The organism is Mesorhizobium monacense, assembly GCF_056781675.1.
Genome location: NZ_CM165567.1, coordinates 3,921,788 through 3,947,572 on the forward strand (window position 1 = coordinate 3,921,788; position 25,785 = coordinate 3,947,572).

The 25,785-nt window shown below is 64.8% G+C and carries 29 protein-coding genes; 8 read left to right on the forward strand and 21 right to left on the reverse strand.

What is annotated here, in order from left to right; genetic code table 11:
* Positions 1-90 precede the first annotated feature (90 nt).
* The 7 genes from dxs to AC1RUK_RS19180 form a co-directional block, all read right to left on the reverse strand.
* Complete coding sequence (dxs, locus tag AC1RUK_RS19150; protein ID WP_481834366.1) at positions 91-2,049, reverse strand: 1-deoxy-D-xylulose-5-phosphate synthase; 1,959 nt, start codon at positions 2,047-2,049, stop codon at positions 91-93.
* Positions 2,050-2,112: 63 nt separating this feature from the next.
* Positions 2,113-3,033, reverse strand: coding sequence for a pirin family protein (locus AC1RUK_RS19155; protein ID WP_481834365.1), 921 nt, complete (start codon positions 3,031-3,033; stop codon positions 2,113-2,115).
* A 9-nt stretch (positions 3,034-3,042) separates the two neighbouring features.
* The gene (locus AC1RUK_RS19160; protein WP_481834364.1) at positions 3,043-3,309 is read right to left on the reverse strand and encodes a DUF2277 domain-containing protein; all 267 of its coding nucleotides are present in this window, start codon (positions 3,307-3,309) and stop codon (positions 3,043-3,045) included.
* Positions 3,310-3,354: 45 nt separating this feature from the next.
* Positions 3,355-3,606, reverse strand: coding sequence for an exodeoxyribonuclease VII small subunit (locus AC1RUK_RS19165; protein ID WP_481834363.1), 252 nt, complete (start codon positions 3,604-3,606; stop codon positions 3,355-3,357).
* 3 nt (positions 3,607-3,609) lie between these two features.
* Positions 3,610-4,536, reverse strand: coding sequence for a histone deacetylase family protein (locus AC1RUK_RS19170; protein WP_436171546.1), 927 nt, complete (start codon positions 4,534-4,536; stop codon positions 3,610-3,612).
* Between the two features lie 84 nt (positions 4,537-4,620).
* Positions 4,621-5,604 (reverse strand): hypothetical protein, encoded by a 984-nt coding sequence (locus AC1RUK_RS19175; RefSeq protein ID WP_481834362.1) that lies wholly within the window; start codon positions 5,602-5,604, stop codon positions 4,621-4,623.
* 111 nt (positions 5,605-5,715) lie between these two features.
* Positions 5,716-6,309, reverse strand: coding sequence for a TetR/AcrR family transcriptional regulator (locus AC1RUK_RS19180; protein WP_436171544.1), 594 nt, complete (start codon positions 6,307-6,309; stop codon positions 5,716-5,718).
* A 120-nt stretch (positions 6,310-6,429) separates the two neighbouring features.
* Between AC1RUK_RS19180 and AC1RUK_RS19185 the strand changes: the two genes are divergently transcribed.
* A complete protein-coding gene (locus tag AC1RUK_RS19185) occupies positions 6,430-7,653 on the forward strand; it encodes an MFS transporter (RefSeq protein WP_481834361.1) in 1,224 nt (407 codons plus the stop codon).
* A 63-nt stretch (positions 7,654-7,716) separates the two neighbouring features.
* On the opposite strand, the gene AC1RUK_RS19190 is transcribed toward AC1RUK_RS19185, so the two are convergent.
* From AC1RUK_RS19190 to aroC, 3 genes are read right to left on the reverse strand one after another with little or no spacing between them, the layout of a single operon-like run.
* Positions 7,717-8,151, reverse strand: coding sequence for a hypothetical protein (locus AC1RUK_RS19190; protein WP_481834360.1), 435 nt, complete (start codon positions 8,149-8,151; stop codon positions 7,717-7,719).
* Positions 8,152-8,170: 19 nt separating this feature from the next.
* Complete coding sequence (gene ribB / locus AC1RUK_RS19195; protein ID WP_481834359.1) at positions 8,171-9,271, reverse strand: 3,4-dihydroxy-2-butanone-4-phosphate synthase; 1,101 nt, start codon at positions 9,269-9,271, stop codon at positions 8,171-8,173.
* 30 nt (positions 9,272-9,301) lie between these two features.
* The gene (gene aroC, locus AC1RUK_RS19200; protein WP_481834358.1) at positions 9,302-10,402 is read right to left on the reverse strand and encodes a chorismate synthase; all 1,101 of its coding nucleotides are present in this window, start codon (positions 10,400-10,402) and stop codon (positions 9,302-9,304) included.
* Between the two features lie 183 nt (positions 10,403-10,585).
* On the opposite strand from aroC, the gene AC1RUK_RS19205 reads away from it, so the two are divergent.
* Both AC1RUK_RS19205 and AC1RUK_RS19210 read left to right on the forward strand, forming a co-directional pair.
* Positions 10,586-10,840, forward strand: a complete 255-nt coding sequence (locus tag AC1RUK_RS19205; protein WP_006204310.1) for a DUF1344 domain-containing protein — start codon at positions 10,586-10,588, stop codon at positions 10,838-10,840.
* Positions 10,841-11,022: 182 nt separating this feature from the next.
* The gene (locus AC1RUK_RS19210; RefSeq protein WP_481834357.1) at positions 11,023-11,742 is read left to right on the forward strand and encodes a carbonic anhydrase; all 720 of its coding nucleotides are present in this window, start codon (positions 11,023-11,025) and stop codon (positions 11,740-11,742) included.
* A gap of 3 nt (positions 11,743-11,745) precedes the next feature.
* Here AC1RUK_RS19210 and AC1RUK_RS19215 read toward each other — a convergent pair whose 3' ends face one another.
* The 4 genes from AC1RUK_RS19215 to AC1RUK_RS19230 all read right to left on the reverse strand — a co-directional run bounded on the left by AC1RUK_RS19215 (position 11,746) and on the right by AC1RUK_RS19230 (position 14,870).
* Positions 11,746-12,333 carry a histidine phosphatase family protein gene (locus AC1RUK_RS19215; RefSeq protein WP_481834356.1) on the reverse strand — a complete coding sequence of 196 codons (588 nt, stop codon included), beginning with the start codon at positions 12,331-12,333 and terminating at the stop codon, positions 11,746-11,748.
* Positions 12,334-12,450: 117 nt separating this feature from the next.
* A complete protein-coding gene (fabI, locus tag AC1RUK_RS19220; RefSeq protein ID WP_481834355.1) occupies positions 12,451-13,269 on the reverse strand; it encodes an enoyl-ACP reductase FabI in 819 nt (272 codons plus the stop codon).
* Between the two features lie 108 nt (positions 13,270-13,377).
* Positions 13,378-14,307: a DnaJ C-terminal domain-containing protein gene (locus tag AC1RUK_RS19225; RefSeq protein WP_481834354.1), complete on the reverse strand. Its 930-nt coding sequence runs from the start codon at positions 14,305-14,307 to the stop codon at positions 13,378-13,380.
* Between the two features lie 101 nt (positions 14,308-14,408).
* On the reverse strand, positions 14,409-14,870 hold the full coding sequence (locus AC1RUK_RS19230; RefSeq protein ID WP_481834353.1) for an RT0821/Lpp0805 family surface protein: 462 nt from the start codon (positions 14,868-14,870) through the stop codon (positions 14,409-14,411).
* 41 nt (positions 14,871-14,911) lie between these two features.
* Here AC1RUK_RS19230 and pdxH point away from each other — a divergent pair, with 41 nt between their 5' ends.
* A complete protein-coding gene (gene pdxH, locus AC1RUK_RS19235; RefSeq protein WP_481834352.1) occupies positions 14,912-15,529 on the forward strand; it encodes a pyridoxamine 5'-phosphate oxidase in 618 nt (205 codons plus the stop codon).
* Positions 15,530-15,544: 15 nt separating this feature from the next.
* Here pdxH and AC1RUK_RS19240 read toward each other — a convergent pair whose 3' ends face one another.
* The 4 genes from AC1RUK_RS19240 to AC1RUK_RS19255 form a co-directional block, all read right to left on the reverse strand.
* The gene (locus tag AC1RUK_RS19240; RefSeq protein WP_481834351.1) at positions 15,545-16,117 is read right to left on the reverse strand and encodes a hypothetical protein; all 573 of its coding nucleotides are present in this window, start codon (positions 16,115-16,117) and stop codon (positions 15,545-15,547) included.
* A gap of 14 nt (positions 16,118-16,131) precedes the next feature.
* Complete coding sequence (locus AC1RUK_RS19245) at positions 16,132-16,500, reverse strand: hypothetical protein (RefSeq protein WP_481834350.1); 369 nt, start codon at positions 16,498-16,500, stop codon at positions 16,132-16,134.
* A gap of 81 nt (positions 16,501-16,581) precedes the next feature.
* Complete coding sequence (locus AC1RUK_RS19250; protein ID WP_481834349.1) at positions 16,582-17,337, reverse strand: crotonase/enoyl-CoA hydratase family protein; 756 nt, start codon at positions 17,335-17,337, stop codon at positions 16,582-16,584.
* A 27-nt stretch (positions 17,338-17,364) separates the two neighbouring features.
* On the reverse strand, positions 17,365-19,134 hold the full coding sequence (locus AC1RUK_RS19255; protein WP_481834348.1) for an acyl-CoA dehydrogenase family protein: 1,770 nt from the start codon (positions 19,132-19,134) through the stop codon (positions 17,365-17,367).
* 195 nt (positions 19,135-19,329) lie between these two features.
* Here AC1RUK_RS19255 and AC1RUK_RS19260 point away from each other — a divergent pair, with 195 nt between their 5' ends.
* Positions 19,330-19,566 carry a hypothetical protein gene (locus AC1RUK_RS19260; protein WP_481834347.1) on the forward strand — a complete coding sequence of 79 codons (237 nt, stop codon included), beginning with the start codon at positions 19,330-19,332 and terminating at the stop codon, positions 19,564-19,566.
* Positions 19,567-19,644: 78 nt separating this feature from the next.
* Positions 19,645-20,805 (forward strand): glycoside hydrolase family 25 protein, encoded by a 1,161-nt coding sequence (locus AC1RUK_RS19265; RefSeq protein ID WP_481834346.1) that lies wholly within the window; start codon positions 19,645-19,647, stop codon positions 20,803-20,805.
* Positions 20,806-20,830: 25 nt separating this feature from the next.
* Here AC1RUK_RS19265 and purD read toward each other — a convergent pair whose 3' ends face one another.
* Positions 20,831-22,114: a phosphoribosylamine--glycine ligase gene (gene purD / locus AC1RUK_RS19270; protein WP_481834345.1), complete on the reverse strand. Its 1,284-nt coding sequence runs from the start codon at positions 22,112-22,114 to the stop codon at positions 20,831-20,833.
* A 162-nt stretch (positions 22,115-22,276) separates the two neighbouring features.
* On the reverse strand, positions 22,277-23,071 hold the full coding sequence (locus AC1RUK_RS19275; RefSeq protein ID WP_481834344.1) for a phytanoyl-CoA dioxygenase family protein: 795 nt from the start codon (positions 23,069-23,071) through the stop codon (positions 22,277-22,279).
* 90 nt (positions 23,072-23,161) lie between these two features.
* Between AC1RUK_RS19275 and AC1RUK_RS19280 the strand changes: the two genes are divergently transcribed.
* Positions 23,162-24,073, forward strand: a complete 912-nt coding sequence (locus AC1RUK_RS19280; protein ID WP_481834343.1) for a LysR family transcriptional regulator — start codon at positions 23,162-23,164, stop codon at positions 24,071-24,073.
* 51 nt (positions 24,074-24,124) lie between these two features.
* The gene (gene ubiA, locus AC1RUK_RS19285) at positions 24,125-25,108 is read left to right on the forward strand and encodes a 4-hydroxybenzoate octaprenyltransferase (RefSeq protein WP_481834342.1); all 984 of its coding nucleotides are present in this window, start codon (positions 24,125-24,127) and stop codon (positions 25,106-25,108) included.
* Between the two features lie 40 nt (positions 25,109-25,148).
* Here ubiA and AC1RUK_RS19290 read toward each other — a convergent pair whose 3' ends face one another.
* Entirely contained in the window at positions 25,149-25,715 is a 567-nt protein-coding gene (locus AC1RUK_RS19290; RefSeq protein ID WP_481834341.1) for a DUF6101 family protein, read from the reverse strand.
* Positions 25,716-25,785: the final 70 nt, after the last annotated feature.

The window sequence follows — 25,785 nt, forward strand, 5'->3', positions numbered from 1 at the left end:
AGACAGCGTAAGCAAAACGGCAAATGGCAGCGTAAACAGGGCGTTACAGCCGCAAGCCGGCAAGCTGATTCAGAGGCTTGAGGTTTTGATTCAGGCGCGCTGCGCGTGCGCGGTGTGGCCGAGCGCGGCAAAGACGGTGCGCACGATGCCGGCCGAATCCAGCCCGGCGTCGGCATACATCTTCTCGGGCTTGGCGTGGTCGGTGAAATCGTCCGGCAGCACCAGCGGACGCACCTTGAGTCCGCTTTCGAGCAAGCCTTCATGGGCAAGGAACTGCAGCACGTGGCTGGCGAAGCCGCCGACGGCGCCCTCCTCCACCGTCACCAGAACCTCGTGCGAGCGGGCGAGCCGGCGGATCAGATCCTCGTCGAGCGGCTTGGCGAAGCGGGCGTCGGCGACAGTGGTGGAAAGACCGGCGGCACCAAGCTCCTCGGCCGCCAGCAGACAGTCCTGCAGCCGCGTGCCGAAGGACAGCAGCGCCACCTTGGTGCCTTCCCTGACGATGCGGCCCTTGCCGATTTCGAGCACGGAGCCGCGTTCCGGCATGTCGACGCCAACGCCATTGCCGCGCGGATAGCGGAAGGCGATGGGGCCGTCATCATAGTGCGCGGCGGTCCGCACCATGTGGCGCAGCTCCGCCTCGTCCGCCGCTGCCATGACGACGAAGCCCGGCAGCGTTGCCAGGAAGGTGGTGTCGAAGGCGCCGCAATGGGTGGCGCCGTCGGCGCCGACAAAACCGGCGCGGTCGATGGGAAAGCGCACCGGCAGCTTCTGGATCGCCACGTCGTGGACGACCTGGTCGTAGGCGCGCTGCAGGAAGGTCGAATAGATGGCGGCGAAGGGCTTGTAGCCTTCGGTGGCGAGACCGGCGGCGAAGGTCACGGCGTGCTGCTCGGCAATGCCGACGTCGAAGGTCCTGGACGGGAACGCCTCGCCGAACAGGTCGAGGCCGGTGCCGTTCGGCATGGCGGCGGTGACAGCGACGATACGGTCGTCCTCGCGGCCTTCCTGGACCAGGCTTTCGGCGAAGACCTTGGTGTAGCTCGGCGCGTTGGCCGGCGCCTTGGCCTGTGCGCCGGTGATGACGTCGAACTTGTTGACGCCGTGATATTTGTCGGCGGCGGCCTCGGCCGGGCCATAGCCCTTGCCCTTCTGGGTCACGACATGGATCAGCACCGGGCCGTCGCCATTGTCGCGGACGTTCTTCAGCACCGGGATCAGGTGCTCGAGATTGTGCCCGTCGATCGGGCCGATGTGGTAGAAGCCAAGCTCCTCGAACAGCGTGCCGCCGGTGACGTAGCCGCGCGCGTGTTCGACCGCCCTGGTGATGGCGCGATCGGCGCGCTTGCCGAGGTAGGAGGTCAGCTTCTTGCCGAAATCGCGCAGGCCGAGATAGGCCTTGCCCGAAGCCAGACGCGCCAGATAGGCGCTCATCGCACCGGTCGGCGGCGCGATCGACATGTCGTTGTCGTTGAGGATGACGATCAGGCGGGCGTCGAGCGCACCGGCATTGTTCATCGCTTCATAGGCCATGCCGGCCGACATGGCGCCGTCGCCGATGACGGCGATGACGTTGTTGCGGCCACCCGACAGGTCGCGCGCCATCGCCATGCCGAGGCCGGCAGAGATCGAGGTCGAGGAGTGGGCGGCGCCGAACGGGTCGTATTCGCTCTCGGCGCGGCGGGTGAAGCCGGAAAGGCCGCCCTCCTGACGCAACGTGCGGATGCGGTCGCGGCGTCCGGTCAGGATCTTGTGCGGATAGGCCTGGTGGCCGACATCCCAGATCAGCCGATCGTCCGGCGTGTTGAAGACATAGTGCAGCGCCACCGTCAGTTCGACCACGCCAAGGCCGGCGCCGAGATGGCCGCCAGTGTGCGAGACGGCGTCGATCAGCTCGATGCGTAGTTCCGAAGCGAGCTGCGGCAACTGGCCTTCGTCAAGCGTGCGCAGGTCGGCCGGAATGCGGACCTTGTCGAGAAGCGGCGTATGCAGCGTTGCGTTCACTGTTAAGGGGCCTGCTGAAACCTGATGTTCATGGGCGTCGATCATGGGCGAAATATGCCGCCGGACGGCGAATGTAAATGCGTGTCAGTGACGCGGGTAGCTCTGGCGTTAATTGTCCGGTAACGGAATGAACTCTTCCTCATCTCCAGGAACGATATCGAAGCGGCCGGTCTTCCATTCTTCTTTTGCCTGTTCGATGCGTTCCTTCGACGACGAAACGAAATTCCACCAGATGTAGCGCTTGGAGCCGAGCGAGGCGCCGCCGAACAGCATGAAATGGGCGCCCTTCTCCGACGACACGACGATCTCGTCGCCGGGCCGGAACACAAGCAGCCGCTCCGCCGGGAAACGGTCACTGGAGATCGAAACCTCGCCTTCCAGCGTGTAAATGGCGCGTTCCTCGGCATCGGCGGGGATCTTCACACTGGCGCCAGGCGTCAGCCTGAGGTCGGCATAGAGCGTGTCCGAGGACGTGGTGACCGGCGATCGCAGCCCGGAAAGCGCGCCGATGACGACGCGGCCGCTGACGCCTTCGGCATCGATCTCGGGCAAATGAAGGGCGGCGGTGTTCTCGAAGGCCGGGGCGACCTCCTCCTTGCTGTCGGGCAGTGCCAGCCAGGTCTGCAAGCCGGAGATCGACATCGGCGCGCCGCGCAATTCCTCCGGCGTGCGCTCGGAATGAACGATGCCGCGGCCGGCAGTCATCAGGTTCACGTCGCCGGGCTCGATCACCATTTCGGTGCCGAGCGAATCGCGATGCCTGATCTTGCCGTCGAACAGATAGGTTACCGTCGACAGGCCGATATGCGGATGCGGGCGCACGTCGAGCGCCTGGTCGGCCCGCAAAATGGCCGGGCCCATGCGGTCGAAGAAGATGAAGGGACCGACCAGCCGGCGCCTGGCGGTTGGCAAGGCACGGCGAACCTGGAAACCGCCAATGTCCTTGGCATTCGGAATGACCATCAGCTCGATCTGGTCGCAGGCGAAAGCATCGCCGGGCGAAGGATCGTTGCCGGGAAAGAAACTCATGGAACCTCCTCAGGCGAAACGGAGTGCGGATTTGGCCTTTGCCTTGGCCGCCACCTCCTCGCGATTGCGCGGATGATGCGTGGTTTCAAGCGAATGGAGCAGTTCGTGCGCCGATTCGGCAATCGCATCGACGGCGCGGTCGAAGGCCTCCTGGTTGCGCTTCGAGGGCCGCGTCGTCCCGCTCAATTTGCGCACGAACTGGAGCGCGGCATCGCGGATCTCGTCATGGGTCGCCGGCGGATCGAAATTGAACAGGGTCTTGATGTTTCTGCACATCGCTTGAACTCCTTACCTGCTATCCTCGCCCAGCCCTTCCAATTCCTAGTCCGCGTCGAGCGGCTCCGTTCCCACCGGCTTGCCGTCGCGCGACAGCCTGATCTTCTCGACCTTGTCTTCTGCCGCCTTCAGCAGCCGGTCGCAATGCGCCTTCAGCGCCTCGCCGCGCTCGTAAATGCGGATCGACTGGTCGAGCGGCACGTCGCCGCGCTCCAGATCGTCGACGATCTTTTCCAGCGCGTCGAGCGCCTGCTCGAAGCTCATCGCCTTGACGTCGTCGCTGCCTTCGCCTGCCATACCCTATCCCTTCATCAGCCGCCCGACATGGGCGGCGACCGAAAATGCCAATCCCTGCAGATCGTAGCCGCCCTCGAGCAGGCTGACGAGCCGGTTGCCGCTGTGGCGCCCTGCGCGCTCCATCAACTGGCCCGTCGCCCAGTCGAAATCCTCCTCGGTCAGGTTGATCTCGGCCAGCGGATCGCGATGGTGCGCGTCGAAACCGGCGGAAATTATGATCAGGTCGGGGGCGAAATCGTCGAGCGCCGGCAGGACGCGCGACAGGAAGGCATCGCGAAACACCTCGCTGCCGGTCTGCGGCGCCAGCGGCGCGTTGACGATGTTGCCGGCGCCGGTTTCGTTCTTCGCGCCAGTGCCGGGATAGAGCGGCATCTGGTGCGTCGAGCAATAAAGCACCGACGGATCGTCCCAAAAAATGTCCTGGGTGCCGTTGCCGTGGTGGACGTCCCAGTCGACGACGGCGACGCGCTCGGCCTGATGCTTCCTTTGCGCGTAACGCGCCGCGATCGCCGCGGTATTGAACAGGCAAAAGCCCATTGCCGTGGTCTTCTCGGCATGGTGGCCGGGCGGCCGCGCGGCGACGAAGGCATTGGCGGCGCGGCCCTCGAAGACGTCGTCGACGGCGGCATTGGCCGCGCCGATCGCCGTCACCGCTGCCTGCCAGCTTTTGGGGCTGGCGCTGGTGTCGGCGTCGATCGAGACGATGCCGGTCTCGGGGATCGCGGCGCGGACCCGCGCGACGAAATCCTCGGGATGCGCATAAAGGATGGTTGCCTCGTCGCCTTCAGGCGCCTTGACGCGATCGAGCGCGGCAAAGGCCTCGTCGTCGAGCACGCGCTCTATGGCGCGCAAGCGGTCTGGCCGCTCCGGATGGCCCGATGGCGTCAGGTGTTCGAGGAAGATCGGATGGGTGTAGAGCCTGGTGACCATGCCCCGATATAGGCGCGTACGGGCGCTTTGACCATGTTTTCGCGCCTTCGTCGCGCAATGTTCAACAGGGATTGGGTGGGGCTATTAATTATTGGGTGCCGGCTGGGTCCAGCGCGAGCCGCCGAACGAGGCCAGCGCCTTGTCTTTGAGTTCCCTGAATTTCGAGGAGGCTTCCGACAGCCGCCGGTCCCAGTCGGGATTGGGCACCTGGCCCTCGATGGTGCTGAAATAGACCTGCATCAGCGAAGCGATGGCGAAGGGCTCGATGAAGGCGGCCTTGAAGGCCCAGGCGAAGACGATGGCCATCACGAAGGCCCAGCCGCCGAGCTGGCCCGGCATGAACCAGAGGATGGCGCCGGCGGGCGCCAGCATCAGCAGGAAGATAACGAGGGACACGCCCCACATGATCACCGACAGCCAGATCGCGTTCTTGACCATGGTCTTGCCGTTCTGTGCGTAGAGCACGATGCCTTGCCTGGCCGTCTCGAAGGGCGAGGTGGAATTGATGCGGATGTTGTAGCCGAGGATGATCTCGTCGACGTAGGTCAGCGACATGCGGATGACGGTGTTGATGAAGCTGACCAGGCCGCTCAGGCCCGGAATGGGCAGGAAGGCGGCGATGCCGCCGATCAGGCCGGTGATGGCGCGGATGGCGCCCTTGACCAGCTGGTCGAGCACGAACAGCACATTGGCCTCGGCGAAACGCTCGGTCACCACGGCCCTGGCATAGGAGATCTGGTCCTGCCCGCCAGGCACGTCCTGGCCATCGATCAGGTGGACCATGACCGCGATATGGCCGGCCTTGACGATGTAGAGGATGTATTCGCGGATCCAGTAGACGGCGATCGAAACGACGCCGAAGCCGACCACGCCGCCCCACAGCGCAAAGGACAGCGGTCCATCCGGGTCGGTCGAGATGTGGCCGACGCCGTAGCCGACACTGGCGCCGGTGCCGGTGGCCATGATGTAGGCCAGCGTGATGCCGAAATAGACGATCATGCGGAAGACGATGAAGGGCCATGTCCTGATCATGATGGACACCGACCTGCCGATGCTGAAGTCCCACATGCCCCGAATCTCCCGCCTCAGAGATGGGCGGAAAGGATGAACCTCGGTCGGCGATTGTCAATCTCGGGAGCAGTGCACAGCCTTGGGCGACCAGCGCGGTCGGCGGGCCTGTCAGTCTTTTTTGAGCAAGCCTTCGAGCAGCTGCTTGAAGGCCGCCACCACCTTCTTCGACGTCGCCTCGGGGTCTTGTGAATTGGCGATCCGCTGAGACGCCTGGCTGCTCGCGCCGTTGATCAGCCGTGCGGCGGTCTCGGGGTCGAGGTCGGCTACGACCACGCCCTCCTCCTGCAGCCTGGTCAGGTGATTGGTGATTGAAGCCGCGCACGCATTGGCGTTCGCCCACTGTGCCGGATCGCCGAGCACCGCCGGACCGTCGCGGAACATGATGCGCTGGATTTCCGGCTCCAGCGCCATCTCGATATAGGTGGTGCATTCGTCGACAAAGTGCTGCCAGCGGGTCGGCGCCAGCGCCGCCGCCTCATTGACCCGCGCCGCCATCTCGCCGTCGATCTCGGCAATGACCGCCTGCAGCAGTCCCTTCTTGTCACCGAAGTGATGATAGAGCGCGCCGCGCGTCAGCCCGGCCGAGGCAGTGAAATCATCCATCGAGGCTTCCGCATAGCCGATCGTGCCGAAGGCATGGCGGGCCGCGGTGATCAACTTGGCGCGCGTCTCGGCGATCATCTCCTTGCGGGGTCTGTGCATGGCTCTGGCCCTATTAACATACGTCTCGTATGCCAATTGACATACGCGACGTATGAGCTATTTGATACTCATACGCCACGTATGTAAATGTCGATCCTGCAATTGTCGAGGAGCCAGACCATGCAAAACCCCTATGCGGAAATCTTTCGTGCTCCCGGCACCAAAGGTTTCGCCGCGGCCGGCTTCATTGCCCGGCTGCCCATCGCCATGGCGCCGATCGGCATCGTCGCCATGCTGTCGCAGACGAATGGCGAATACTGGCTGGCTGGCGCCGTCTCCGCGACATACGCGCTGGCCAACGCCTTCGTCGCGCCGCAGATCTCGCGGCTGGTCGACCGCCTCGGCCAGACGCGGATTGTCGTGCCCACAACGATCATCTCCGTGCTCGCTTTCGTAGTGCTGATTGCGGCGGCCAACCGCCATTGGCCGATATGGACGCTGTTCGCCTCGGCGCTGCTGGCCGCCGCCATGCCCAGCATCCCTGCCATGGTGCGCGCGCGATGGACCGAGATTTTCCGCGATCGTCCGGAGCTGAACACTGCGTTCGCCTTCGAGTCGGCGGCGGACGAGCTGGTATATATCGCCGGGGCCTCGCTGTCGGTGGGCTTGAGCGTCGCCCTGTTCCCGGAAGCGGGAATGCTGGTCAGCACATTGTTCCTCGCCTTGGGCTCGACGGCCTTCATCCTGCAGCGCTCGAGCGAGCCGCGCGTGCGTCCGGTGACTTCAGCTTCGCAAGGCTCGGCAATTCGCCTGCGGCCGGTTCAGATCATCACCTTCGCCCTGATCTTCATCGGCGCGACGTTCGCGACCACCGAGGTGAGCACCGTGGCGATCACCAAGGAACTGGGCCAGCCGGGCGCCGCCAGCCTCATCATCGGCGTCTACGCACTCGGCTCGTTCGTCCTCGGCATCGTCATCGGCGCCCTGAACCTGAGGATGCCGCTGCAGCGCCAGCTGGCAATCGCGGTCGCCGTCATCGCACTCACCACGCTGCCGCTGCTCGTCGCCGACACGGTGCCGCTTCTGGCGCTGGCGGTCTTCGTCAGCGGCGTGGCGATCTCGCCGACCTTCATCACGGCATTCGGCCTGATCGAGCGGCGTGTGCCAGCGGCGATGCTGACCGAGGGCGTCACATGGGTAACGACCGGCATCGGCATCGGCATGGCGCTGGGTTCCTTCGCCGCCGGCGCGGTGGTGGACGCGTTCGGCGCGCAGAACGGGTTTTTCGTATCGGTGGCCGCGGGCGCAATCGCGCTGGCCACCGTGCTCATCGGCCAGCGCAGCCTGGCCACCCACACATGCGATCTGGACGGATGCGACGTGGCCGCCGTTCCCGCGGAATAACCAACAGGCGTCCGGTTCGGCACGCGGACCGGGCGCAGCTTCTTCGAAAAGAGCCTGGCCTCCCTACGACCGCCCAAGCCTATCGCAGATCTCGTCCCCATCAAGAACGACAACAGGACTTCCCAGAGCCTCGACCATATCCGGGCTTAGATGGGATATGGTTTCGGCACGCCCAACCATTGGCGGGCACTCTCCGGCGCAATAGATGGCGGAATTGGTGACACGCAGAATCTCCCACAACGCCTTGTAGAGACGCGGATCATCTGGCGGCCGCGCGACGGTGAAGCCGGAGCATCGCGAGGCGTCACTAGGGTCCAGATTGAGATAGAGATCGGCTTGAGCGAGAGCCGACGGAGTATCGTCATAAGCAACGACCCAGCATGAGAATTCAGGTTCGCGGCTGGTGATGAATGGCGCGAAGGCGTCGTCCACGATCGACGTTGGGAAATAGCTCCGCTCCCCATCCTCAAAACAACCGAGATATGCCTCGAAGCCCATCTCAATTGCCTCCAATAGCCTAGAGTATTTCGGTCTTGGCAATGTGGATGCCAAACCCTTCGAGGCCGACATAGTGGCGTTCGCGCGAGGCGATCAGGTTGATCGAGGAAATGCCGAGATCCTTCAGGATCTGCGCGCCAAGGCCGATTTCGCGCCATTCGTTCTCGCGGCGGCGCGCCTCTTCATGGTCTTCGCGCTCGCCGCTCGCTGGGCGCTTGCGCTCCTGATGGGCGACGCCGACCGAGCCTTCGCGCAGATAGACGATTACGCCGCGCTTGCGCTCGCCCATCGCCTTCATGATGGCATCGAGCCGATGGCTGGTGCCGAACACGTCGCTCACCACATCCTCGGAATGGAGCCGTACCGGCACCTCCTCGCCGTCGCGGATGTCGCCGAAGACGATCGCCACGTGGTGCATCGAATCCCAGGGCAGCGTGTAGGTGAAAACCTGCGCCTTGCCGCCCGCCGTATCGATGTCGGAGCAGGCGACGCGTTCGACCAGCGTTTCCTTGCGCTGGCGATAAGCGATCAGGTCGGCGACCGAGATCTGCTTCAGGCCGTGCTCCTCGGCGAAGGCCTGCACCTGCGGGCCGCGCTTGACGGTGCCGTCATCGTTGACCAGCTCGGAAATGACGCCGATCGGCGGCAGGCCGGCGAGCTTGCAGAGGTCGACCGCCGCCTCGGTATGGCCGGAGCGCATCAGCACGCCGCCTTCGCGGGCGATCAGCGGGAAGATGTGGCCGGGGCGGACGAAATCGGAGGCGCCGACATTGCCGTTGGCGAGGTTGCGCACGGTCAGCGTGCGGTCGTCGGCCGAGATGCCGGTCGTGGTGCCGTGCTTGAAATCGACGCTGACGGTGAAGGCCGTCGTGTGGGCCGAATCATTGTCGGCCACCATCGGTGACAGGTTGAGACGCTTTGCCTCCTCGCGCGGCATCGGCGTGCAGACGATGCCGGACGTGTTGCGGACGATGAAGGCCATCTTTTCCGGCGTGCAGTGGACGGCCGCGACGATCAGGTCGCCCTCGTTCTCGCGCCCGTCATCGTCCATGACGACGACGATCTCGCCGCGTTCGAAGGCGCGCAGGGCTTCGACGATTTTCTTCTGGTCGTAGGGCATCGACGCTCGCTTCCGCTTGCAGGTTGAAGGTCAGACGCGCCCGGTCTGGCCGCGATGACGCAAATAGTGATCGGCGATCGCGCAGGCAACCATCGCCTCGCCGATCGGCACGGCGCGGATGCCGACGCAAGGATCGTGGCGGCCCTTGGTCATGACCTCGACGTCCTTGCCGTCCTTGTCGATTGATTTGCGCGGCGTCAGGATCGACGAGGTCGGCTTGACGGCGAAGCGGGCGACGATCGCCTGGCCGGTCGAGATGCCGCCAAGGATACCGCCGGCATTGTTGGACAGGAAGACCGGCTTGCCGTCATTGCCGATACGCATCTCGTCGGCATTCTGTTCGCCGGTGATGCGGGCAGCCTCGAAGCCGTTGCCAATCTCGACGCCCTTGACGGCGTTGATCGACATCAGGCCCGACGCAATGTCCTGGTCGAGCTTGGCGTAGATCGGCGCGCCGAGGCCAGCAGGAACACCATCGGCGACGATCTCGATCACCGCGCCGACCGAGGAGCCGGCTTTGCGGATGCCGTCTAGATACTGGGTGAAGACGGGAACGGATGCCGGATCGGGAGTGAAGAACGGATTTTCGGCATCGCCGATGAAGTTCCAGTTCCAGTTGGCGCGGTCGATCGACTTTTCACCCATCGAGACCAGCGCGCCGCGCACCACCATGCCGGGCACGACCTTGCGGGCGAGCGCGCCGGCCGCGACGCGCGCTGCCGTCTCGCGGGCGGAGGAGCGACCCCCGCCGCGGTAGTCCCGCAGGCCGTATTTGACGTCATAGGTGTAGTCGGCGTGGCCCGGCCGGTACTGGCGGGCGATCTCGCCATAGTCCTTGGAGCGCTGGTCGACATTCTCGATCAGCATCGACACCGGCGTGCCGGTGGTGATCATCGTCTCGCCGTCGTCGTCGAGGATGAAGCCGGAGAGTACCTTGACCTCGTCGGGTTCGCGACGCTGCGTCACAAAACGTGACTGTCCCGGCCGGCGCTTGTCGAGCTCGGCCTGGATTTCTTCACGGGCGAAGCGGATGCCGGGCGGGCAGCCGTCCACAACGCAGCCGAGTGCCGCGCCATGGCTTTCGCCCCAGGTGGTGACGCGGAACAGGTGGCCGAACGTGTTATGAGACATGGAGAAGTGCCCTGCCCGGCGGCGGAGCCGGTTCAAGTCTGCCTTCTATTGGCGTTTTCCACAGCGGTCAAACTGTGATCTGGCGGTTTTAGTTTTGACACATTCGGTTGGTTTCTGCTCTCTTCCATCCGCCGTTGAGGATCCGCCGCTACCCATGCCGGTGCAATGATAATGAGGACGACGATGCGTACCCTGATTGGCGCTGTTGCCGCCACCCTGCTGATTTCCACTGCCGCCTTTGCCGGCCAGACCGAAGGCCTGATCAAGAAGATCGACAAGGATACGCTGACGCTGACGCTGGAAGACGGCAAGTCCTACAAGCTGAACGCCGAAACCGATCTCGATGCACTGAAGCCCGGCATGGACATCGTCCTCGCCTATGACGTGACGAATGGCGAGAATGTCGTCACCGACATGGAACTGCCGGACACCGAGTAATATTTCCGGCTCTCCAGTGGCGGGCGACAGCCACCGTCTGTCATCACTCGTTTCGACCCCGGCGCTGAGGCGCCTTGGGCCGGCCCTTGCCAGCGCCGTTTCTTGGGAGCAATCTCGGTTCGCTGATTGAGCTATCAGGTGGATTTCCACCACTAGCGGAAGATCGGCGACGGGGCCGAACAATGTGCAGCGGCTGCAAGGGCAAGCGGGTCGGCCGTAGGGATTTCCTCAAGGCCGGCGCGGGGCTTGTCGCGATCGGTTTTGGCGGGGCTTCCTGGTCGGCACGTGCGGCAGAGGCTGCTGCGCCCGCGCTATCCCCTGATGAAGCGCTTGCCGCGCTGAAATCCGGCAACGAACGTTATGTCAGCCACCCGGAACTCTGCTCGATCGACCTTGCCGCGCAGCGGAGCGCCGTCGCCGCACATCAGGCGCCCTGGGCCACGATCATCAGTTGCGCCGACAGTCGCGTCCCGCCGGAGCTGATCTTCGGCGGCCACGGCATTGGAGAATTGTTCATCGCCCGCAACGCCGGCAATCTCGTCGACACCGCGACGCTCGGCACGGTCGAATACGGCGCGGCGGTGCTCGGCTCGCCGTTGATTGTCGTCCTCGCGCACACAAGCTGCGGCGCCGTCAAGGCAGCCTGCGACGTGGTTGCCAAGAACGCGACCTATCCGGGCGCGATCGGTCCGATGATCGAACCAATCCTTCCCGCGGCGATCGCCGTGCGAAGTGAGTCGGGCGATTTCGTCGACAACACCGCCAGGGAGAGCGCGCGCAGGACCGCGACGCGCCTGTCCGTTTCGAGCAAGCTGTTGGCCGGTCTCACCCGGGACGGAAAGCTGAAGGTCGTTGCGGCAATCTATGATCTCGAAACAGGTGCGGTGACCTACATCGAATGACAGCTACAACCATTCCAGGCTCTGGCCCTGTAGCCGGAGCAGACGATCCTGCGGCACGTCCATCCTGACCGCCTCCCGCGTGGGCATCCCCAGCACCAGGCGGAACAGCGCGCGCACGACGCCGCCATGGGTCACGCAGACGGTGTCGCGATCGAGCGCTTCGAACCACGGCTTCACCCGCTCGAGCAGCATCTGGTAGCTTTCGGCGCCCTCGCCGGGCGGCTGGAAGTTCCACTTGTCGAGGCTGCGCTGCCTGGTCGAACCGGGATCCCTGGCTTCGAGCTCGGCAAACGTGAAACCCTGCCAGTCGCCGAAGCTCAACTCGACGAGGAGCGGATCGGTACGGTAGGCGAGCGGATCGAGCTTCATGGCGGCGCGCAGGCGCTCCATCGTCTCGCGCGTGCGCCGCATCGGGCTGGCGACAAAGTCGAAATCTTCCGGATTGTGCATGAACTCGGCCAGCCGCTTGCCGTTGCGACTCGCCTGCTCGCGGCCGAGCGCGTTGAGATCGGTGTCGGCCTGCCCCTGCAGCCTGGACTCGGCGTTCCATTGCGTCTGGCCGTGGCGCACGAAGTAGACGAGCGGGTACATCAGGTCTTCCGAGGCTCGGGCCAGACTTGGACACAAGGGGATTTCAGTCGGAAGCTAACCGTTTGTTTTTGCGCAATTCCGGACGGAAAACCGCTACACACTTTTCCTGGAATTGCTTCAGTCCTTGACGGTCGAAATGTCGGGAGCGTCGACCGCCTTCATGCCGACGACATGGTAGCCGGAATCGACATGATGCACCTCGCCGGTGACGCCACGCGAGAGGTCGGATAGGAAATAGACGCCGGAATCGCCGACTTCCTCCTGGGTGACCGTCTGCTTCAGCGGCGAATTGTACTCGTTCCACTTCAGGATGTAGCGGAAGTCGCCGATGCCGGATGCGGCCAGCGTCTTGATCGGACCGGCGGAGATGGCGTTGACGCGGATCTTCTTGGCGCCAAGGTCGACGGCCAGATAGCGCACGCTGGCTTCGAGCGCCGCCTTGGCGACGCCCATGACGTTGTAGTGCGGCATCACCTTTTCGGCGCCGTAATAGGTCAGCGTCAGCAGCGAACCGCCGTCGGTCATCAGCGGCTCGGCGCGCTTGGCGATGGTGGTGAAGGAAAACACCGAAATGTCCATGGTGCGCAGGAAATTGTCACGCGTCGTCTCGACATAGCGGCCGGTCAGCTCGTCCTTGTCGGAAAAGGCAATGGCATGGACGAGGAAGTCCAGCTTGCCCCAGTGCTTGGCGATGTCGGCGAACACCGCGTCGAGGCTTTCCGGATCGGTGACGTCGCAATGGCCGGCGACATGGGCGTTGAGTTCGGCCGCCAGCGGCTCGACGCGCTTCTTGAAGGCTTCGCCCTGATAGGTCAGCGCGATTTCGGCGCCGTGATCGACGCAGGCCTTGGCGATGCCATAGGCGATCGACCGATTGTTCGCGACGCCGAGGATCAGCCCGCGCTTGCCGGCCATAAGACCCTGTCCACCCGCCATGTGAGCACTCTCCGCAAGAATGTCTGCTTTGTGGAGAGCCCTATCGCACAGGCACAAGGCCCCATCAAGCGTTCAAAACGGACAGTTCATGGGAGAAAAGTCTCTCGATCAGCCTTTTCGACGGCGCATCAGCGCCTCGAGCTCGCTGTCGCCGCCCTCGGGCAGCATCAGCCTGACATGGGCGTAGAGGTCGCCATGGCCACCGGTTTTTTCCGGCAGGCCCCTGCCCTTCAGCCGCAGCACCTTGTCCGAGCTCGACCATGCCGGAATATTGACCGCCAGCCGGCCGGTCGGCGTTTCGACCGCCACCTTGGCGCCCAGCACGGCATCGGCCAACGCCAGCGGCAGGTCGGCATGCAGGTCGCGGCCCTCGAGACGGTAGCGCGGATGACGGCGGAAACGGATCTTGACCAGCGCGTCGCCCGGCTGTCCCGGTCCCTGCTCGCCCTGGCCTTTCAGGCGGATGGTCTGGCCGTCCTCGACATAGGCCGGCAGCTTGACCGCCACCTTGCGGCCGTCGGGGAACATCGCAGTCACCTTCTCGGCTGTGGCCGCCTCCTCGATGGTGACATCGAGCGTCACGTTGAGGTCGGCGCCTGCCGCCGGCTGGCGGCGGTCGCCCGCACCAGGCCCACGCGCGCCGGAGAAGGCGTCGCCGAAGATCTGGCTGAAGATGTCGCTGTTGCCGTCGAACGGATCGCCGCCCGGACGCCCCGAGCGGAACTCGAAGCGCGAGCCGCCGGCGCCCTGCTGGCGGCGGAAGCCTGCGAACGGATCGCCACCACCGGCCGCGCCCTCAAAGCCCTGGAAGCGCGGCTTGCCGTTGGCGTCGATCTCGCCGCGATCGAAAGCGGCGCGCGTCTTTTCGTCGCCGACGATCTCGTAAGCCTGGTTGGCGGCGGCAAAACGATCCTTCGCCTTGGGATCATTCGGATTCTGGTCCGGATGATGTTTTTTGGCGAGTTTGCGGTACGCCGATTTTATGTCCTTGGCCGATGCGTTCTTGGCAACGCCCAGGACCTCATAGGGGTCGCGCATGCTTCCTGCCCTGGAGAAGGAGTGAGTCCATGGTTGCCCCCTATATGCGCTTGCATAGGAAGAAATTCCAGTAGCGCAAGGAGAGAAATGGCGGTGGAAAATCAGAGCGCCTTGAAGTCCTGCATGTGCCAGCCGCCGGCGCCGGCGATACACAACTCGCCCTTGAACATCGAGACGCCGTCGAAGCTCTCGCGCGAGGCGGTGAAGCGGCGGCAGGTCTGACCCGCGTCCTTCAGTTCGACCAGTTCGGTGATCGATCCGCGCGACCCGGTGCCGGCGTTGGCCCATGGCACGGCCTGGTCGCCAAGCTGTTCGATGTCGGCGGAAGACACAGCATTGCCGATCGTTGTCTGATCCGAATCGCGGTCCTGATCGGTCGGCGTGGCGGAAGCAGGCGTGCTGCTGGTCAGGATCGAACGGTCGACCTCGGCTCTTTCCAGGCTGAAGCCGCCGGCGCCGCAAGCGGCAAGAGGCAGCGCGACCATCACGATCCAGGCCTTGGCGCTGGCCGAAGCGATAACGCCCCATTGCCTGCTGTCAAAAGCTTGCGCGATACGCAACAATCGGCAACCTCCCCAGCCATCGTGACAATTTGAGAAAAACTATGAGCGAAACTGAGTTAACAAGCGGTGACTTTACCGAGGCCGCCGAGCCATTCCGCCTTTTCGCCGCATGGCTCGACGACGCGACGAAGAGCGAGATCAACGACGCCAACGGCGTGGCGCTGGCGACCGTCGATGCCGACGGCATGCCGGATGTGCGGATGGTGCTGCTCAAGGGGTTCGATGAAGGCGGGTTTGTCTTCTACACGAATTTCGAGAGCGCCAAGGGCCGCGAGATTCTCGGCAGCATGACGGCGGCGATGTGCTTCCACTGGAAATCGCTGCGCCGGCAGGTGCGCGTGCGCGGACCGGTGGAGATCGTCAGCGATGCCGAGGCGGATGCCTATTACGCGACACGGCCGCGCGGCAGCCGTATCGGCGCCTGGGCCTCGAAACAGTCGCGGCCGCTGGAAAGCCGCTTTGCACTGGAAAAGGCCGTCGCCGAATACACGGCGCGCTATCCGATCGGCGAGATTCCGCGCCCGAAACATTGGTCGGGTTTCCGCATCGTGCCGCAGACGATCGAGTTCTGGCACGACCGGCCGTTCCGGCTGCATGATCGCCTCGTGTTTTCACGCAATGCCGCGGGCGGCTGGGACAAGACGCGGTTGTATCCCTAGCCGTCGATCCAGCTCTCAATCTTTTTCCAGCTGGAACAGCAGGAAATACGGCCTCTCGCTGGCGAGGCCGATCGCCGGCCGGATCGTCTTCGTCACGTCCTTCGGCACCAGGAAGGTCTCGCGCAGGTTGAGCGTATCGCCGGTCTTGGCGCCGGAGAAGATCGCCGACGTGCAGGTCTGCACGTCGCCCGGCGCCTTCAGCGTCACCGCCGATGTCGGCGACCAGCGCCGGCCCGTTGCGTCGATCAGCATGACCTTGCAGCCAAGCCAGAGTTTTTGCAGATCGGGATCGCCGACCTTTACCGAGAAGTCGGCGAGGACCGGCACGGAATCCGGCGGCAGGTTCGCCATGCCGAAGGCACCGCGCAGATCGGTCAGTTTCCAGTCGCTGCCGCCGAAATGCACGCTCTGGCCCCAGGCGACGCGGCGCGCAAACAGGTCATTGTCGGCCAGCAGCGCCTTGACGCTGTCATAGGCCTCGACGGCCAGGGTCAAAGGAATGAGCAGGAGGAGCGCCCAAAGACTGCGGCGCCGCCATTTCCCCTCGCCACGCCCACCACCTTCCTCAACCAGATGCTCTGCCTTCATTGGATGCCTGTCATTCAGATCGGCTGCGTCAGATCGAGCATGTCGACGGTTCCGGCGGGCAGACCGTCGGATACGGTGGCGACCGGCCCGAGCGAAATCTCGGCCTGCGAATCGAGCGCCGACATCAGCTTCTCCGAAATCAGCAAGGTTGCGTTGCTGGCCTCGTCCGGCCGCAACTCGAAGACCAGCCTTGCCTTCTTCGGCAGGCCGGGGTCGATGGACACGGGAAGAAGCCCGTCGGCAAAGGACATCCGCTCGGTCTGGTCATAGGCAAGACCAGTCGGCCCGCGCCAGGAAGCGACCGCAACGGACGTCGATTGCGCCCGCGCCGTAAACTCCACCGTCACCACGGCCCAGACGTTGCATGCACAGGCCAAAATCACGCCATGCGCGAGTTTCCCCAGACAAGGCGCAACTCTGCCGTGCCCGCCGTGATGCCAAAGCGCCGCGCGGCAATAGCTCGGTCAGCCCGCCTTCTTGCGCATCATGAAGGCTGTGAGAGCGGCGCGGGCCTCGTCGGATTTCAGGCGGTCGCGGAAGTGTTCGCTTTCCACCTTGATACGAGCGACGAGGTCTTCGCGAGAGCCGCGCATCAGGTCGCGCGCGATCTTCAGCGCCTGCGGTGGCTTGGCCGCGATCTGGCCAGCCGCTTCCAGCACGGCGGCCTCCAGCGCGCCCTCCTCGACCACCTCGTAGATCAGGCCGGCGGCCTTCGCCCGCTCGGCCGAAAAGCCCTCGCCAAGGCCGAGCAGCGCGAAGGCGCCTTGGCGTCCCAGGACCTCAGGCGCAAGCAGGCTCGACCCCGCCTCCGGCACCAGGCCGAGATCGACGAAGGGTGTGCGGAAGACGGTGCGCGGGGTGGCGAAGGTCAGGTCGCAATGCAAGTTGAGCGTGGTGCCAATGCCGACCGCTATGCCGTCGACGCCCGACACTATGGGCTTTTCCACTTTGGCCAGGGCCATCAGGAAATCCCAGACTTCCGTCCCGCCCTCGCCGCCAGTGGCGATGACCATGAAATCGGCGAGGTCGTTGCCGGAGGAGAAGGCGCCGGGCACGCCGAGAAAGACATGCACGCGAACCGTGGGATCGGCGTCGCCTTCGACGAGCGCGGCCGACATTGTCGCATACATGGCGCGTGTCAGGGCATTCTTCTTGTCCGGACGGTTCATGCGGATGATCTGGATGGCGCCCTGGCGCTCGACGAGGATATGGTCTGTCACGGTCTTTTCCTTGTGAACGCCAGAGAGTCAGGCGGAAATCAGCGCCTTGCCGGCGGCGGCAAGGCTTTCGGCGCCGCCGATGACGCGCTCCTTGAGCGCGCGCACCTCGCCAAGCAGGTTTTCGGCAAAGAAGCGGCAGAGCGCGACGCGGCCATGGTCGGCAAGCGCACCTTGCGCCAGATAGGCGCCGCCGGCGGCAAGCGAGATCAGCCGGAGATAGGGCGTGGCGCCGGCCAATGCCTCGTCCGAGCGGCCGTCGGCCAGCAACTTCTGCAGGAGGCGCGTCGCCTCGTCGAGATCGGCAAGCGCCCGATCGAGATTGTCGGCGGTGCGGCCAAAGCCTGCGACGTTGGAGACACGCACCGCGTCGGCTACCGCCTTCAGTTCGCCGATATAGCGATGCACATGCTCGCCGCCGCCGAGCGGCAGCTTGCGCGCCACCAGATCGATCGCCTGGATGCCGTTGGTGCCTTCGTAGATCGGCGCGATGCGGGCGTCGCGATAGAGTGCTGCCGCGCCCGTCTCCTCGATGAAGCCCATGCCGCCATGCACCTGGACACCGAGCGAAGCGACATCGACGCCGACATCGGTGGAAAAGGCCTTGGCCAGTGGCGTCAGCAGATTGGCGCGGTCGCGCCAGTTGGCGGCGGCCTCGCCCTCGGCGACACGGGCGCGGTCGATGGCATGCGCGCAGGAGTAGCTGATGGCGCGCGCGATCTGGGTCAGCGCCTGCATGGTCAAAAGGTTGCGCTGCACGTCGGGGTGATGGACGATCGGCGCCATGCCCGCGCCAGCAAAATCGGATGCCCTGCCCTGGCGGCGCTCATTGGCATAGGCGATCGCCTTCTGCGTCGCCGTCTCGGCCACCGCCACGCCCTGCATGCCGACGCAGAGCCGGGCATTGTTCATCATGGTGAACATGCAGGCGAGGCCCTTGTTCTCCTCGCCGATCAGCCAACCGATGGCGCCGGGTTTGGCGCCGTCGAAACCGTCACCATAGATCATGGTGCAGGTCGGCGAGGCATGGATGCCGAGCTTGTGCTCGAGGCCCGAGCAGAAAACGTCGTTGCGCGCGCCGAGCGCGCCATCGTCACCGACCAGGAATTTCGGCACCAGGAACAGCGAGATGCCGCGCGTGCCGGCCGGCGCGTCGGGCAACCGTGCCAGCACCAGATGGATGATGTTGTCGGTGAAGTCGTGCTCGCCATAGGTGATGAAGATCTTCTGGCCGAAGATGCGGTAGGTGCCGTCGCCGGCCGGCTCGGCGCGGCTGCGCAGGGCGGCGAGGTCGGAACCGGCCTGCGGCTCGGTCAGGTTCATCGTGCCCATCCACTCGCCGGAGACGAGCTTTGCCAGATATTTGGCCTTGAGCACCTCGGAGGCGTGCTTGTCGAGCGCTTCGACCGCGCCCATGGTCAGTGTCGGGCCGATGCCGAAGGCCATGGCGGCGGAGTTCCACATTTCGAGCGCGGCGACGCCGAGCATGGTGGGCAGGCCCTGGCCGCCGAACTCTTCCGGTCCGGACAGCGCATTCCAGCCGCCGTCGATCCAGCGCCGGTAAAGGCCCTTCCAACCTGGCGGCGTGGTGACGGCCGCGTCCTTCAGCACCGCCCCATGCTCGTCGCCGATCTTGTAGAGCGGCGCCACTTCGTCGCTGGCGAAGCGGCCGGCCTCGGCCAGGATGGCGTCGACAAGGTCCTCGCCGAGATCGCCGAACGTGCCGGCTTCCAGCGCCGGCTTCAGGCCGGCCACGTGCTTCAGCGTGAAGGCGATGTCCTCGACCGGTGCCCGATACATGCCGCTTTCTCCTCCTCAGCTTCCGCCAGCCGACCCTAGGGCCGGCGCGGCCGCAAAACCATTCGCCCTTCGCTCCCATCTTCTTTTTACGTAAACGTCAAACTTTGTCACGCGGATTTTGCAATCGCGGCGGGGCGTATTAGAATCGGGGTCAGCCCGGCATTCGGCCGGCGACAGACCGGAACGGAACCACCCATGCTTGCCAGACCCGACGCTTATCGCTGCATCGAATGCGGCCTGCCCTACCGGGCCACGGGGTTCTGGTATCATCATGGCAGACTGGAGAACGGCGCAGCCTACTGGTCGGATCGCGGCATATTGTGCTCGCCGCAATGCTCTCTCGCCCACCATCGCAAGCGCGCGGCCGAGGGCACGCTGCCGCAAGAGCCGGCGCCGGACCCGTTCGAGATCCAGCCGCTGATACGCCGCTGACAGCCGGCTGCCGCTACAAAAGCATTTCCTTAACCATAGCGGTTCAGGATCGATCCCTGGTCAGTGGGGACACCCTGATTGAAAACGCTGGCGCGCCCTCTTCGCCGCCTGGCACTTATCGCGATGGCGATGGTGCTGGGCACGGCAGCAAAGGCCTCGGATTTCTCCGAGCCGTGGAAGAATGCCGACCGCGCGCTGGTGATCGACGCCTACGAATACAATTCCATCGACTGGGGACAGCTTGCCACCGACAAGCGCATCGTCGGCTTCATCAACAAGGCCTCCGACGGGCTGCCGCCGCCCTATTTCTGCTCGGGCGACGAGACGGAGGTGCGGCTCTGCAAGGCGCTGTGGAAGCGTCATGCGGTGACGCGCGAACTGTTCCAGACGCGCAAGGTGGTGGCCAAGGCGCTCGGCCTGAAATGGGGCGCCTATCATCTTGCTCGTCCCGGCAATCCGGTCGAGCAGGCCAACAATTTCATCGACTTCGCCGAGCCGGCGCCGGACGAACTGATGGCCCTCGACCTCGAGGGCAACGACCCGACGCAGTGGATGTCGCTGGAGGATGCCGAGGAATTCGTGCGCCAGGTGCATCGGCGCGTCGGCCGCTTCCCGGTGCTCTACACCAACGGCAAGACCGCCCAGCACATCGCCGACAATCGCTACCAATACCGGCTGCTGTCGCGGCTGCCGCTCTGGTATGCGCGCTACAAGCCCGACATCGACGCGCATTTTCCGATGGGCAACTGGCAGGGCTACGCACTCTGGCAATTCTCGGCGCAGGCCAATTGCGGGCGCTTCCGCTGCCCTTACCGGGTGGCGGGCACGCCGAATGATATCGACGTCAATGTCGCGCCCACGAACGCCGACCAGTTGCGCACGCAATGGGCCTTCGGCGGGCTGATCGACGTGCCGGCGGACTATCTCGCTTCGATCCCTGTGCCGGTCTCGCGCGCGGACGGGCTCGCCGGCAAATTCACCGTCACCTACGCCGATGTGGCGACGCCGCCGACATTCGAGGAAATGGTCGCGGTGCTCGGAGCGCGCTGGCAAAGGTTCCGCGACGGCTTCAGCATGCCGGTGGTGAAGACAGTGCCGCGGCGCCCGCGCTTCGGCATTGCCGAGCATGTCGCCTGGAAGCGGACAGAGCAGCGTTCAAACGCGCAGCTCGAGGCCGCCTTTGCCGCAGCCGACCCTGTCAGCACCGCCTCGACCGAAATCGACCGCAGCCAGCGTTGAAGGCTCCGCCCGCAGGGTGCCGAACCTAGCTGGCGCCGGCCTTCTCGCGCGCAACTGCCTGCCAGCCAATGTCGCGGCGGCAGAAACCTTGCGGCCAGTCGATGCGGTCGAGCGCGGCGTAGGCGCGTTTCTGCGCTTCGCCGACGGTTGCGCCGGTCGCCGTGGCATTGAGCACCCGGCCGCCGTTGGCGACGAGCGCGCCGCCATTGATGGCGGTGCCGGCGTGGAAGATCTGGGCGCCGTCGCTGGCGGCTTCGTCGAGGCCGCGGATGACCGAGCCTTTTTCCGGCGTGCCGGGATAGCCCCTCGCCGCCATCACCACGGTGAGCGCCGCCTCGTCGCGCCAGCGCACCGAGCTGTGCGCAAGCTGGCCGTCGACGGCGGCGTTGAGCAGCACCAGCAGGTCGTCCTTCAACCGCATCATCAGCACCTGGCATTCCGGATCGCCGAAACGGGTGTTGTATTCGATCAGCTTCGGCCCCTTGTGCGTGATCATCAGCCCGGCAAAGAGAATGCCGGCAAACGGTGCGCCGAGTTCGGCCATGCCGCGCATCGTCGGCTCGATGATCTCGCGCATGGTTCGCTCGACCATGTCAGGCGTCATCACCGGCGCCGGCGAATAGGCGCCCATGCCGCCTGTGTTGGGGCCGGTATCGCCCTCGCCGACGCGCTTGTGGTCCTGCGCGGTGCCGAAGGGCAGCGCGGTGGTGCCGTCGCACAGGCAGAAGAAGCTTGCCTCCTCGCCGGTGAGGAACTCCTCGACCACGACCTCGGCGCCGGCGGCGCCAAAGGAGCCGTCGAAACAGGCGTCGAGCGCGGCGAGCGCGTCCTTCAGCGTCATGGCCACGGTGACGCCCTTGCCGGCAGCCAGCCCATCAGCCTTGATGACGATCGGGGCGCCCGTCTTCTCGACATAGGCTTTCGCCGAAGCCAGATCGCCGAAACGGCCATAGGCGGCTGTCGGGATGTCGTATCTGGCGCAAAGGTCCTTGGTGAAACCCTTCGAGCCTTCGAGCCGCGCCGCCTGCTTCGACGGGCCGAAAACGCGGATGCCCCAGGCGCGCAAATCGTCGGCAATGCCGGCCACCAGCGGCCCCTCCGGCCCGACCACGACCAGATCGATCTTTTTCTCCTGGCAGAAGGCGGCGACAGCGGAATGGTCGGCAATGTCGAGCTTGACCAGTTCGGCTTCACGGCCAATGCCCGGATTGCCGGGCGACGCGCAGAGCCTGGTCAGCAGCGGCGAGGCGGCAATCTTCCAGGCGAGCGCATGTTCGCGGCCGCCCGAGCCGAGAAGAAGAACATTCATGGCCACCTCTTGCTGCCGATCGTCCTCGTCCAGAACCCGCTATTGGTCTCGGAGCGACGGGTCAAGGCGTCTTGGCACTTTGGCAGCAATTGCGCACGGGAACATTGCCCGCCGATGGGATCGACGCGGCAAGTTCGTACCTGACGAATGTGATCCGGCCGATCAGCTCTGGAAGACGATCGGGAACCAGTCCTCGCGCAGTTTCTGCCCGGGCTTCATGTCGTGGCCGGGATAGGGCGGAGACGTGCGGCCGGGACGCTCGACGTAGCGCGCGTCGTCGCCGACCCAGCGCAGCGACAGCGCCCGGCGCCGGGCCGCGGTCAAATTGCCGCGCGCGCCATGCGCGGTCCTGAAGTCGAACAGGATGGCGTCGCCCGGCTCCATCTCCCATTCGAGGACCTTCATCGAGGAATCCTTGTCGGGATCTGGCACCGGCAGGTAGTCACCCTCGCCGGTGTAGAAATTGCTGTCGTCGAGCCAGCGTACCGGCAGGATCATCTTGTCCCATTTGTGCGAGCCGGCGATCAGCCGCAAGGTCGCCTCCTTGACCGGATCGATCGGGATCCAGAAGCTCACGGTCTGCTGTCCGTCGACGAAATAATAGGGGATGTCCTGGTGCCAGGGTGTCGGTTTCTGCGTACCCGGCTCCTTGACCAGCACGTGGTCGTGGAAAAACTGGGCGCTGCGCGATTGCATCACAGCCGCCGCCAGTTCGGCGGCGGGCGAGTTCCGAACCACGTCGACGAATTCGGGAATGCGCTCCCAGTTGCAGTAATCGTCGAAGAAGCTGCCGCGGCCATTGGCGATGTCGGAGGCGGTGGCGCTGCGGTTCTGGATGTTGCGCTCGATGCCGTCGGCAATTGTCTCGACCCAGTCCTTGAAGGCGCCGCGGATGCAGACCGCGCCATCGCGCTGGTAATCGGCGATTGTCTCAGCATCGATTTTCTGGGCGGCCATCGCGTTTCTCCTCAGCTTGATGACCGACTATCGCAGTCAACAAACATCGCGTAAAATAATAACTTCTCATTTCGCTTATAGTTTAGCCCTATGACTCTGACCCTCACCCAGCTGCGTTATCTCGTCGCCGTGGCGCGCCACGGCAGCGTCACCGCGGCCGCCAGGATGCTCAATGTCTCACAGCCGTCGATCTCGGTGGCGATCGACAATGTCGAGGCGACGCTCGGCCAGAAACTGTTCGTGCGCCAGCGCGGCAGCGGCATTGCGCTGACATCGTTCGGCCGTGGCGCGGTGGCGAAGGCAAAGCAGGTGCTCGCCGAGGCCGACGAACTGATGGGGCTCGGAACGCGAGACGCCGATGTCGCAGGCGAGCTGGTGCTCGGCTGTTTCGAGGATCTGGCGCCATATTTCGCGCCGGCCCTGATCCGCTCGTTTTCGCAGCGCTGCCCCGCCGTGACCGTCATTGTCCGCGACGAGACCTTCGAGACGCTGGGGCGGCGGCTCGGTGATTCCGCCATCGATCTCGGCCTGACCTACGATCTCGGCCTTCCGGCGCATTTCGCCCGCGTCTTCCTGCACGAGCTGCGGCCGCACGCGCTTCTACCGCAAAGCCATGCGCTGGTCAGCCAGGCGACCGTCAGTCTCGCCGACCTTGCCGCCCATCCGCTGATCACCACAGACCAGCCGCACAGCTGGCAGCATATGCTGGACCTGTTCCTCAGCCGCGGCCTGTCGCCCGTCGCGCACTCGACGACAAGTTCGTTCGAACTGCAGCGCAGCATGGTGGCCAACGGCTTCGGCGTCGCCGTCAGCTACACCAGGCCGCATGGCGACGTGAGCTATGACGGCCTGCCGCTGGTCTGCAAGCCGCTCTCCGATCCACTGCCCATGCAACGCATCATCCTCGCCCATGACACGCGCCAGCGGCTGTCGAAGGCGGCGCTGGCGTTCACCGAGGTGGCGAAGGAATGGTTCTTTGGTCACGATGTTTTCACCGGGTGATGGCTTCGCCTGACGCTTGACGGCGCCCACCGCTGCTGCCACTCCAGCAGCATGGAACCCATCCAGTCGAAAGCAGCCCAGGGTCGTGTCGCCGATGCGCCGAGTGGGCATTGGGCCTACCGGGCGCTGCCGCGCTGGCTCTGGCCCTACGCGCAGCTCGCTCGCTGGGACCGGCCGATCGGCTGGCAATTACTGCTGTGGCCGTGCTGGTGGTCTGCCGCTCTCGCCGCCAGCGCCTATCCCCGCGTCACCGATCCGCTGCTGACACTGCTACCGGCGCCCTGGTACCTTCTGCTGTTCCTGATCGGCGCCATCGCCATGCGCGGTGCCGGCTGCACCTACAACGACATTGTCGACGAGGACATCGACAACCAGGTCGAGCGCACGCGGTCGCGTCCACTGCCGGCAGGCAAGGTGACGCGCAAGCAGGCCTGGGTGTTCCTGGTCATCCAGGCGCTGGTGGGCTTGGTCGTGCTCCTGCAGTTCAACAACTTCGCCATTCCGCTCGGCGTTGCCTCGCTCGCCGTAATCGCCATCTATCCGTTCATGAAGCGCTTCACGAACTGGCCGCAATTCGTGCTTGGCCTCGCCTTTTCCTGGGGCGCGCTGATGGGCTGGGCGGTCGAATTCGGCGACCTCGATGGCCCCGCCATCATGCTCTATATCGGCTCGATCCTGTGGGTGATCGGCTATGACACGATCTATGCGCATCAGGACAAGGAAGACGACGCCATCGTCGGCGTGCGCTCGACCGCGCGGCTGTTCGGCGACAACACCAAGATCTGGCTGGTCGGGCTCTACGGCGGGGCGCTCATCTGCTTCGCCATCGCCTTCGCCTCGGCGCAGGCGCCGGTGCCGGCGCTGGCCGGGCTGATCGCCGCCGGCGCGCATATGGCGCGGCAGATCGCCGTCCTCGACATCGACAATCCTGACCAATGCCTGCGGCTGTTCAGGTCGAACAACCAGGTCGGCTGGCTGATCTTCCTCGGCCTGATCGGCGGTTCGCTCTGGGTGGCGTTGAAGCCACTGGTGTAGGGGCTCGTTCCCTTCTCCTTGGGGAGAAGGAAGGCCCGTTCTATTCGCGCGCAATAATCTCCTGGCCGTCGATGACCAGCCTGAGGCCGAGATCGCCGGCCCGGCGGCGGGCCAGGAAGCGAGGGCGGCGCATGGTTGAGACGCGGCCCTTGCGACGGTCCTGCGGCGGCAGCGCCTTGATGGCGGCGCCGAGCGATTCCTCCAGCGTTCGGGCGATGCCGTCGGCCTCGATCAGCAGCATCGGCAGACGGTAGGCGTCGGCCCAGACGCGCCAGTCGGCGGCGACGTCGTCGAGATCGTCGGCCACCAGCAGCGGCACCGACAGCATTGGATCATTGTGCAGGAGCTCAAGAGTCACCGTGACATTGCCATCCGGATCCTCCATCGCGCGGGCGGCGACGCCGCGGAACGCGTTGGCGGGCAGCGCGATGATCGCCGGCACGCCGCTCATCTCCAGCATGCGGCGAATGACGGCGCCACGCTGGTCGATGGTGAAGGTAACGTCGCCATAGTCGTCGCGCGTCGCATAGCTCACCATCTGCGGCAGGCGGAATGGGTCGAGACGCATGTTACGTCCGGCCCAGACTGGCTTCAGTCCAGTGTTCATCGAATGCCTTCCTGTTACTCCTGAGGGCCGTTTTCCGGTTCTCTCCGGGCCGGTTTTTCCGACCTCGTTT

What these genes read in the sequence shown, in the direction of transcription:
- dxs (WP_481834366.1), bottom strand. Translation starts at nt 2,049, where the DNA reads ATGATCGACGCCCATGAACATCAGGTTTCAGCAGGCCCCTTAACAGTG.
- AC1RUK_RS19155 (WP_481834365.1), bottom strand. Translation starts at nt 3,033, where the DNA reads ATGAGTTTCTTTCCCGGCAACGATCCTTCGCCCGGCGATGCTTTCGCC.
- AC1RUK_RS19160 (WP_481834364.1), bottom strand. Translation starts at nt 3,309, where the DNA reads ATGTGCAGAAACATCAAGACCCTGTTCAATTTCGATCCGCCGGCGACC.
- AC1RUK_RS19165 (WP_481834363.1), bottom strand. Translation starts at nt 3,606, where the DNA reads ATGGCAGGCGAAGGCAGCGACGACGTCAAGGCGATGAGCTTCGAGCAG.
- AC1RUK_RS19170 (WP_436171546.1), bottom strand. Translation starts at nt 4,536, where the DNA reads ATGGTCACCAGGCTCTACACCCATCCGATCTTCCTCGAACACCTGACG.
- AC1RUK_RS19175 (WP_481834362.1), bottom strand. Translation starts at nt 5,604, where the DNA reads ATGTGGGACTTCAGCATCGGCAGGTCGGTGTCCATCATGATCAGGACA.
- AC1RUK_RS19180 (WP_436171544.1), bottom strand. Translation starts at nt 6,309, where the DNA reads ATGCACAGACCCCGCAAGGAGATGATCGCCGAGACGCGCGCCAAGTTG.
- AC1RUK_RS19185 (WP_481834361.1), top strand. Translation starts at nt 6,430, where the DNA reads ATGCAAAACCCCTATGCGGAAATCTTTCGTGCTCCCGGCACCAAAGGT.
- AC1RUK_RS19190 (WP_481834360.1), bottom strand. Translation starts at nt 8,151, where the DNA reads ATGGGCTTCGAGGCATATCTCGGTTGTTTTGAGGATGGGGAGCGGAGC.
- ribB (WP_481834359.1), bottom strand. Translation starts at nt 9,271, where the DNA reads ATGCCCTACGACCAGAAGAAAATCGTCGAAGCCCTGCGCGCCTTCGAA.
- aroC (WP_481834358.1), bottom strand. Translation starts at nt 10,402, where the DNA reads ATGTCTCATAACACGTTCGGCCACCTGTTCCGCGTCACCACCTGGGGC.
- AC1RUK_RS19205 (WP_006204310.1), top strand. Translation starts at nt 10,586, where the DNA reads ATGCGTACCCTGATTGGCGCTGTTGCCGCCACCCTGCTGATTTCCACT.
- AC1RUK_RS19210 (WP_481834357.1), top strand. Translation starts at nt 11,023, where the DNA reads ATGTGCAGCGGCTGCAAGGGCAAGCGGGTCGGCCGTAGGGATTTCCTC.
- AC1RUK_RS19215 (WP_481834356.1), bottom strand. Translation starts at nt 12,333, where the DNA reads ATGTACCCGCTCGTCTACTTCGTGCGCCACGGCCAGACGCAATGGAAC.
- fabI (WP_481834355.1), bottom strand. Translation starts at nt 13,269, where the DNA reads ATGGCGGGTGGACAGGGTCTTATGGCCGGCAAGCGCGGGCTGATCCTC.
- AC1RUK_RS19225 (WP_481834354.1), bottom strand. Translation starts at nt 14,307, where the DNA reads ATGCGCGACCCCTATGAGGTCCTGGGCGTTGCCAAGAACGCATCGGCC.
- pdxH (WP_481834352.1), top strand. Translation starts at nt 14,912, where the DNA reads ATGAGCGAAACTGAGTTAACAAGCGGTGACTTTACCGAGGCCGCCGAG.
- AC1RUK_RS19240 (WP_481834351.1), bottom strand. Translation starts at nt 16,117, where the DNA reads ATGAAGGCAGAGCATCTGGTTGAGGAAGGTGGTGGGCGTGGCGAGGGG.
- AC1RUK_RS19255 (WP_481834348.1), bottom strand. Translation starts at nt 19,134, where the DNA reads ATGTATCGGGCACCGGTCGAGGACATCGCCTTCACGCTGAAGCACGTG.
- AC1RUK_RS19260 (WP_481834347.1), top strand. Translation starts at nt 19,330, where the DNA reads ATGCTTGCCAGACCCGACGCTTATCGCTGCATCGAATGCGGCCTGCCC.
- purD (WP_481834345.1), bottom strand. Translation starts at nt 22,114, where the DNA reads ATGAATGTTCTTCTTCTCGGCTCGGGCGGCCGCGAACATGCGCTCGCC.
- AC1RUK_RS19275 (WP_481834344.1), bottom strand. Translation starts at nt 23,071, where the DNA reads ATGGCCGCCCAGAAAATCGATGCTGAGACAATCGCCGATTACCAGCGC.
- AC1RUK_RS19280 (WP_481834343.1), top strand. Translation starts at nt 23,162, where the DNA reads ATGACTCTGACCCTCACCCAGCTGCGTTATCTCGTCGCCGTGGCGCGC.
- ubiA (WP_481834342.1), top strand. Translation starts at nt 24,125, where the DNA reads ATGGAACCCATCCAGTCGAAAGCAGCCCAGGGTCGTGTCGCCGATGCG.
- AC1RUK_RS19290 (WP_481834341.1), bottom strand. Translation starts at nt 25,715, where the DNA reads ATGAACACTGGACTGAAGCCAGTCTGGGCCGGACGTAACATGCGTCTC.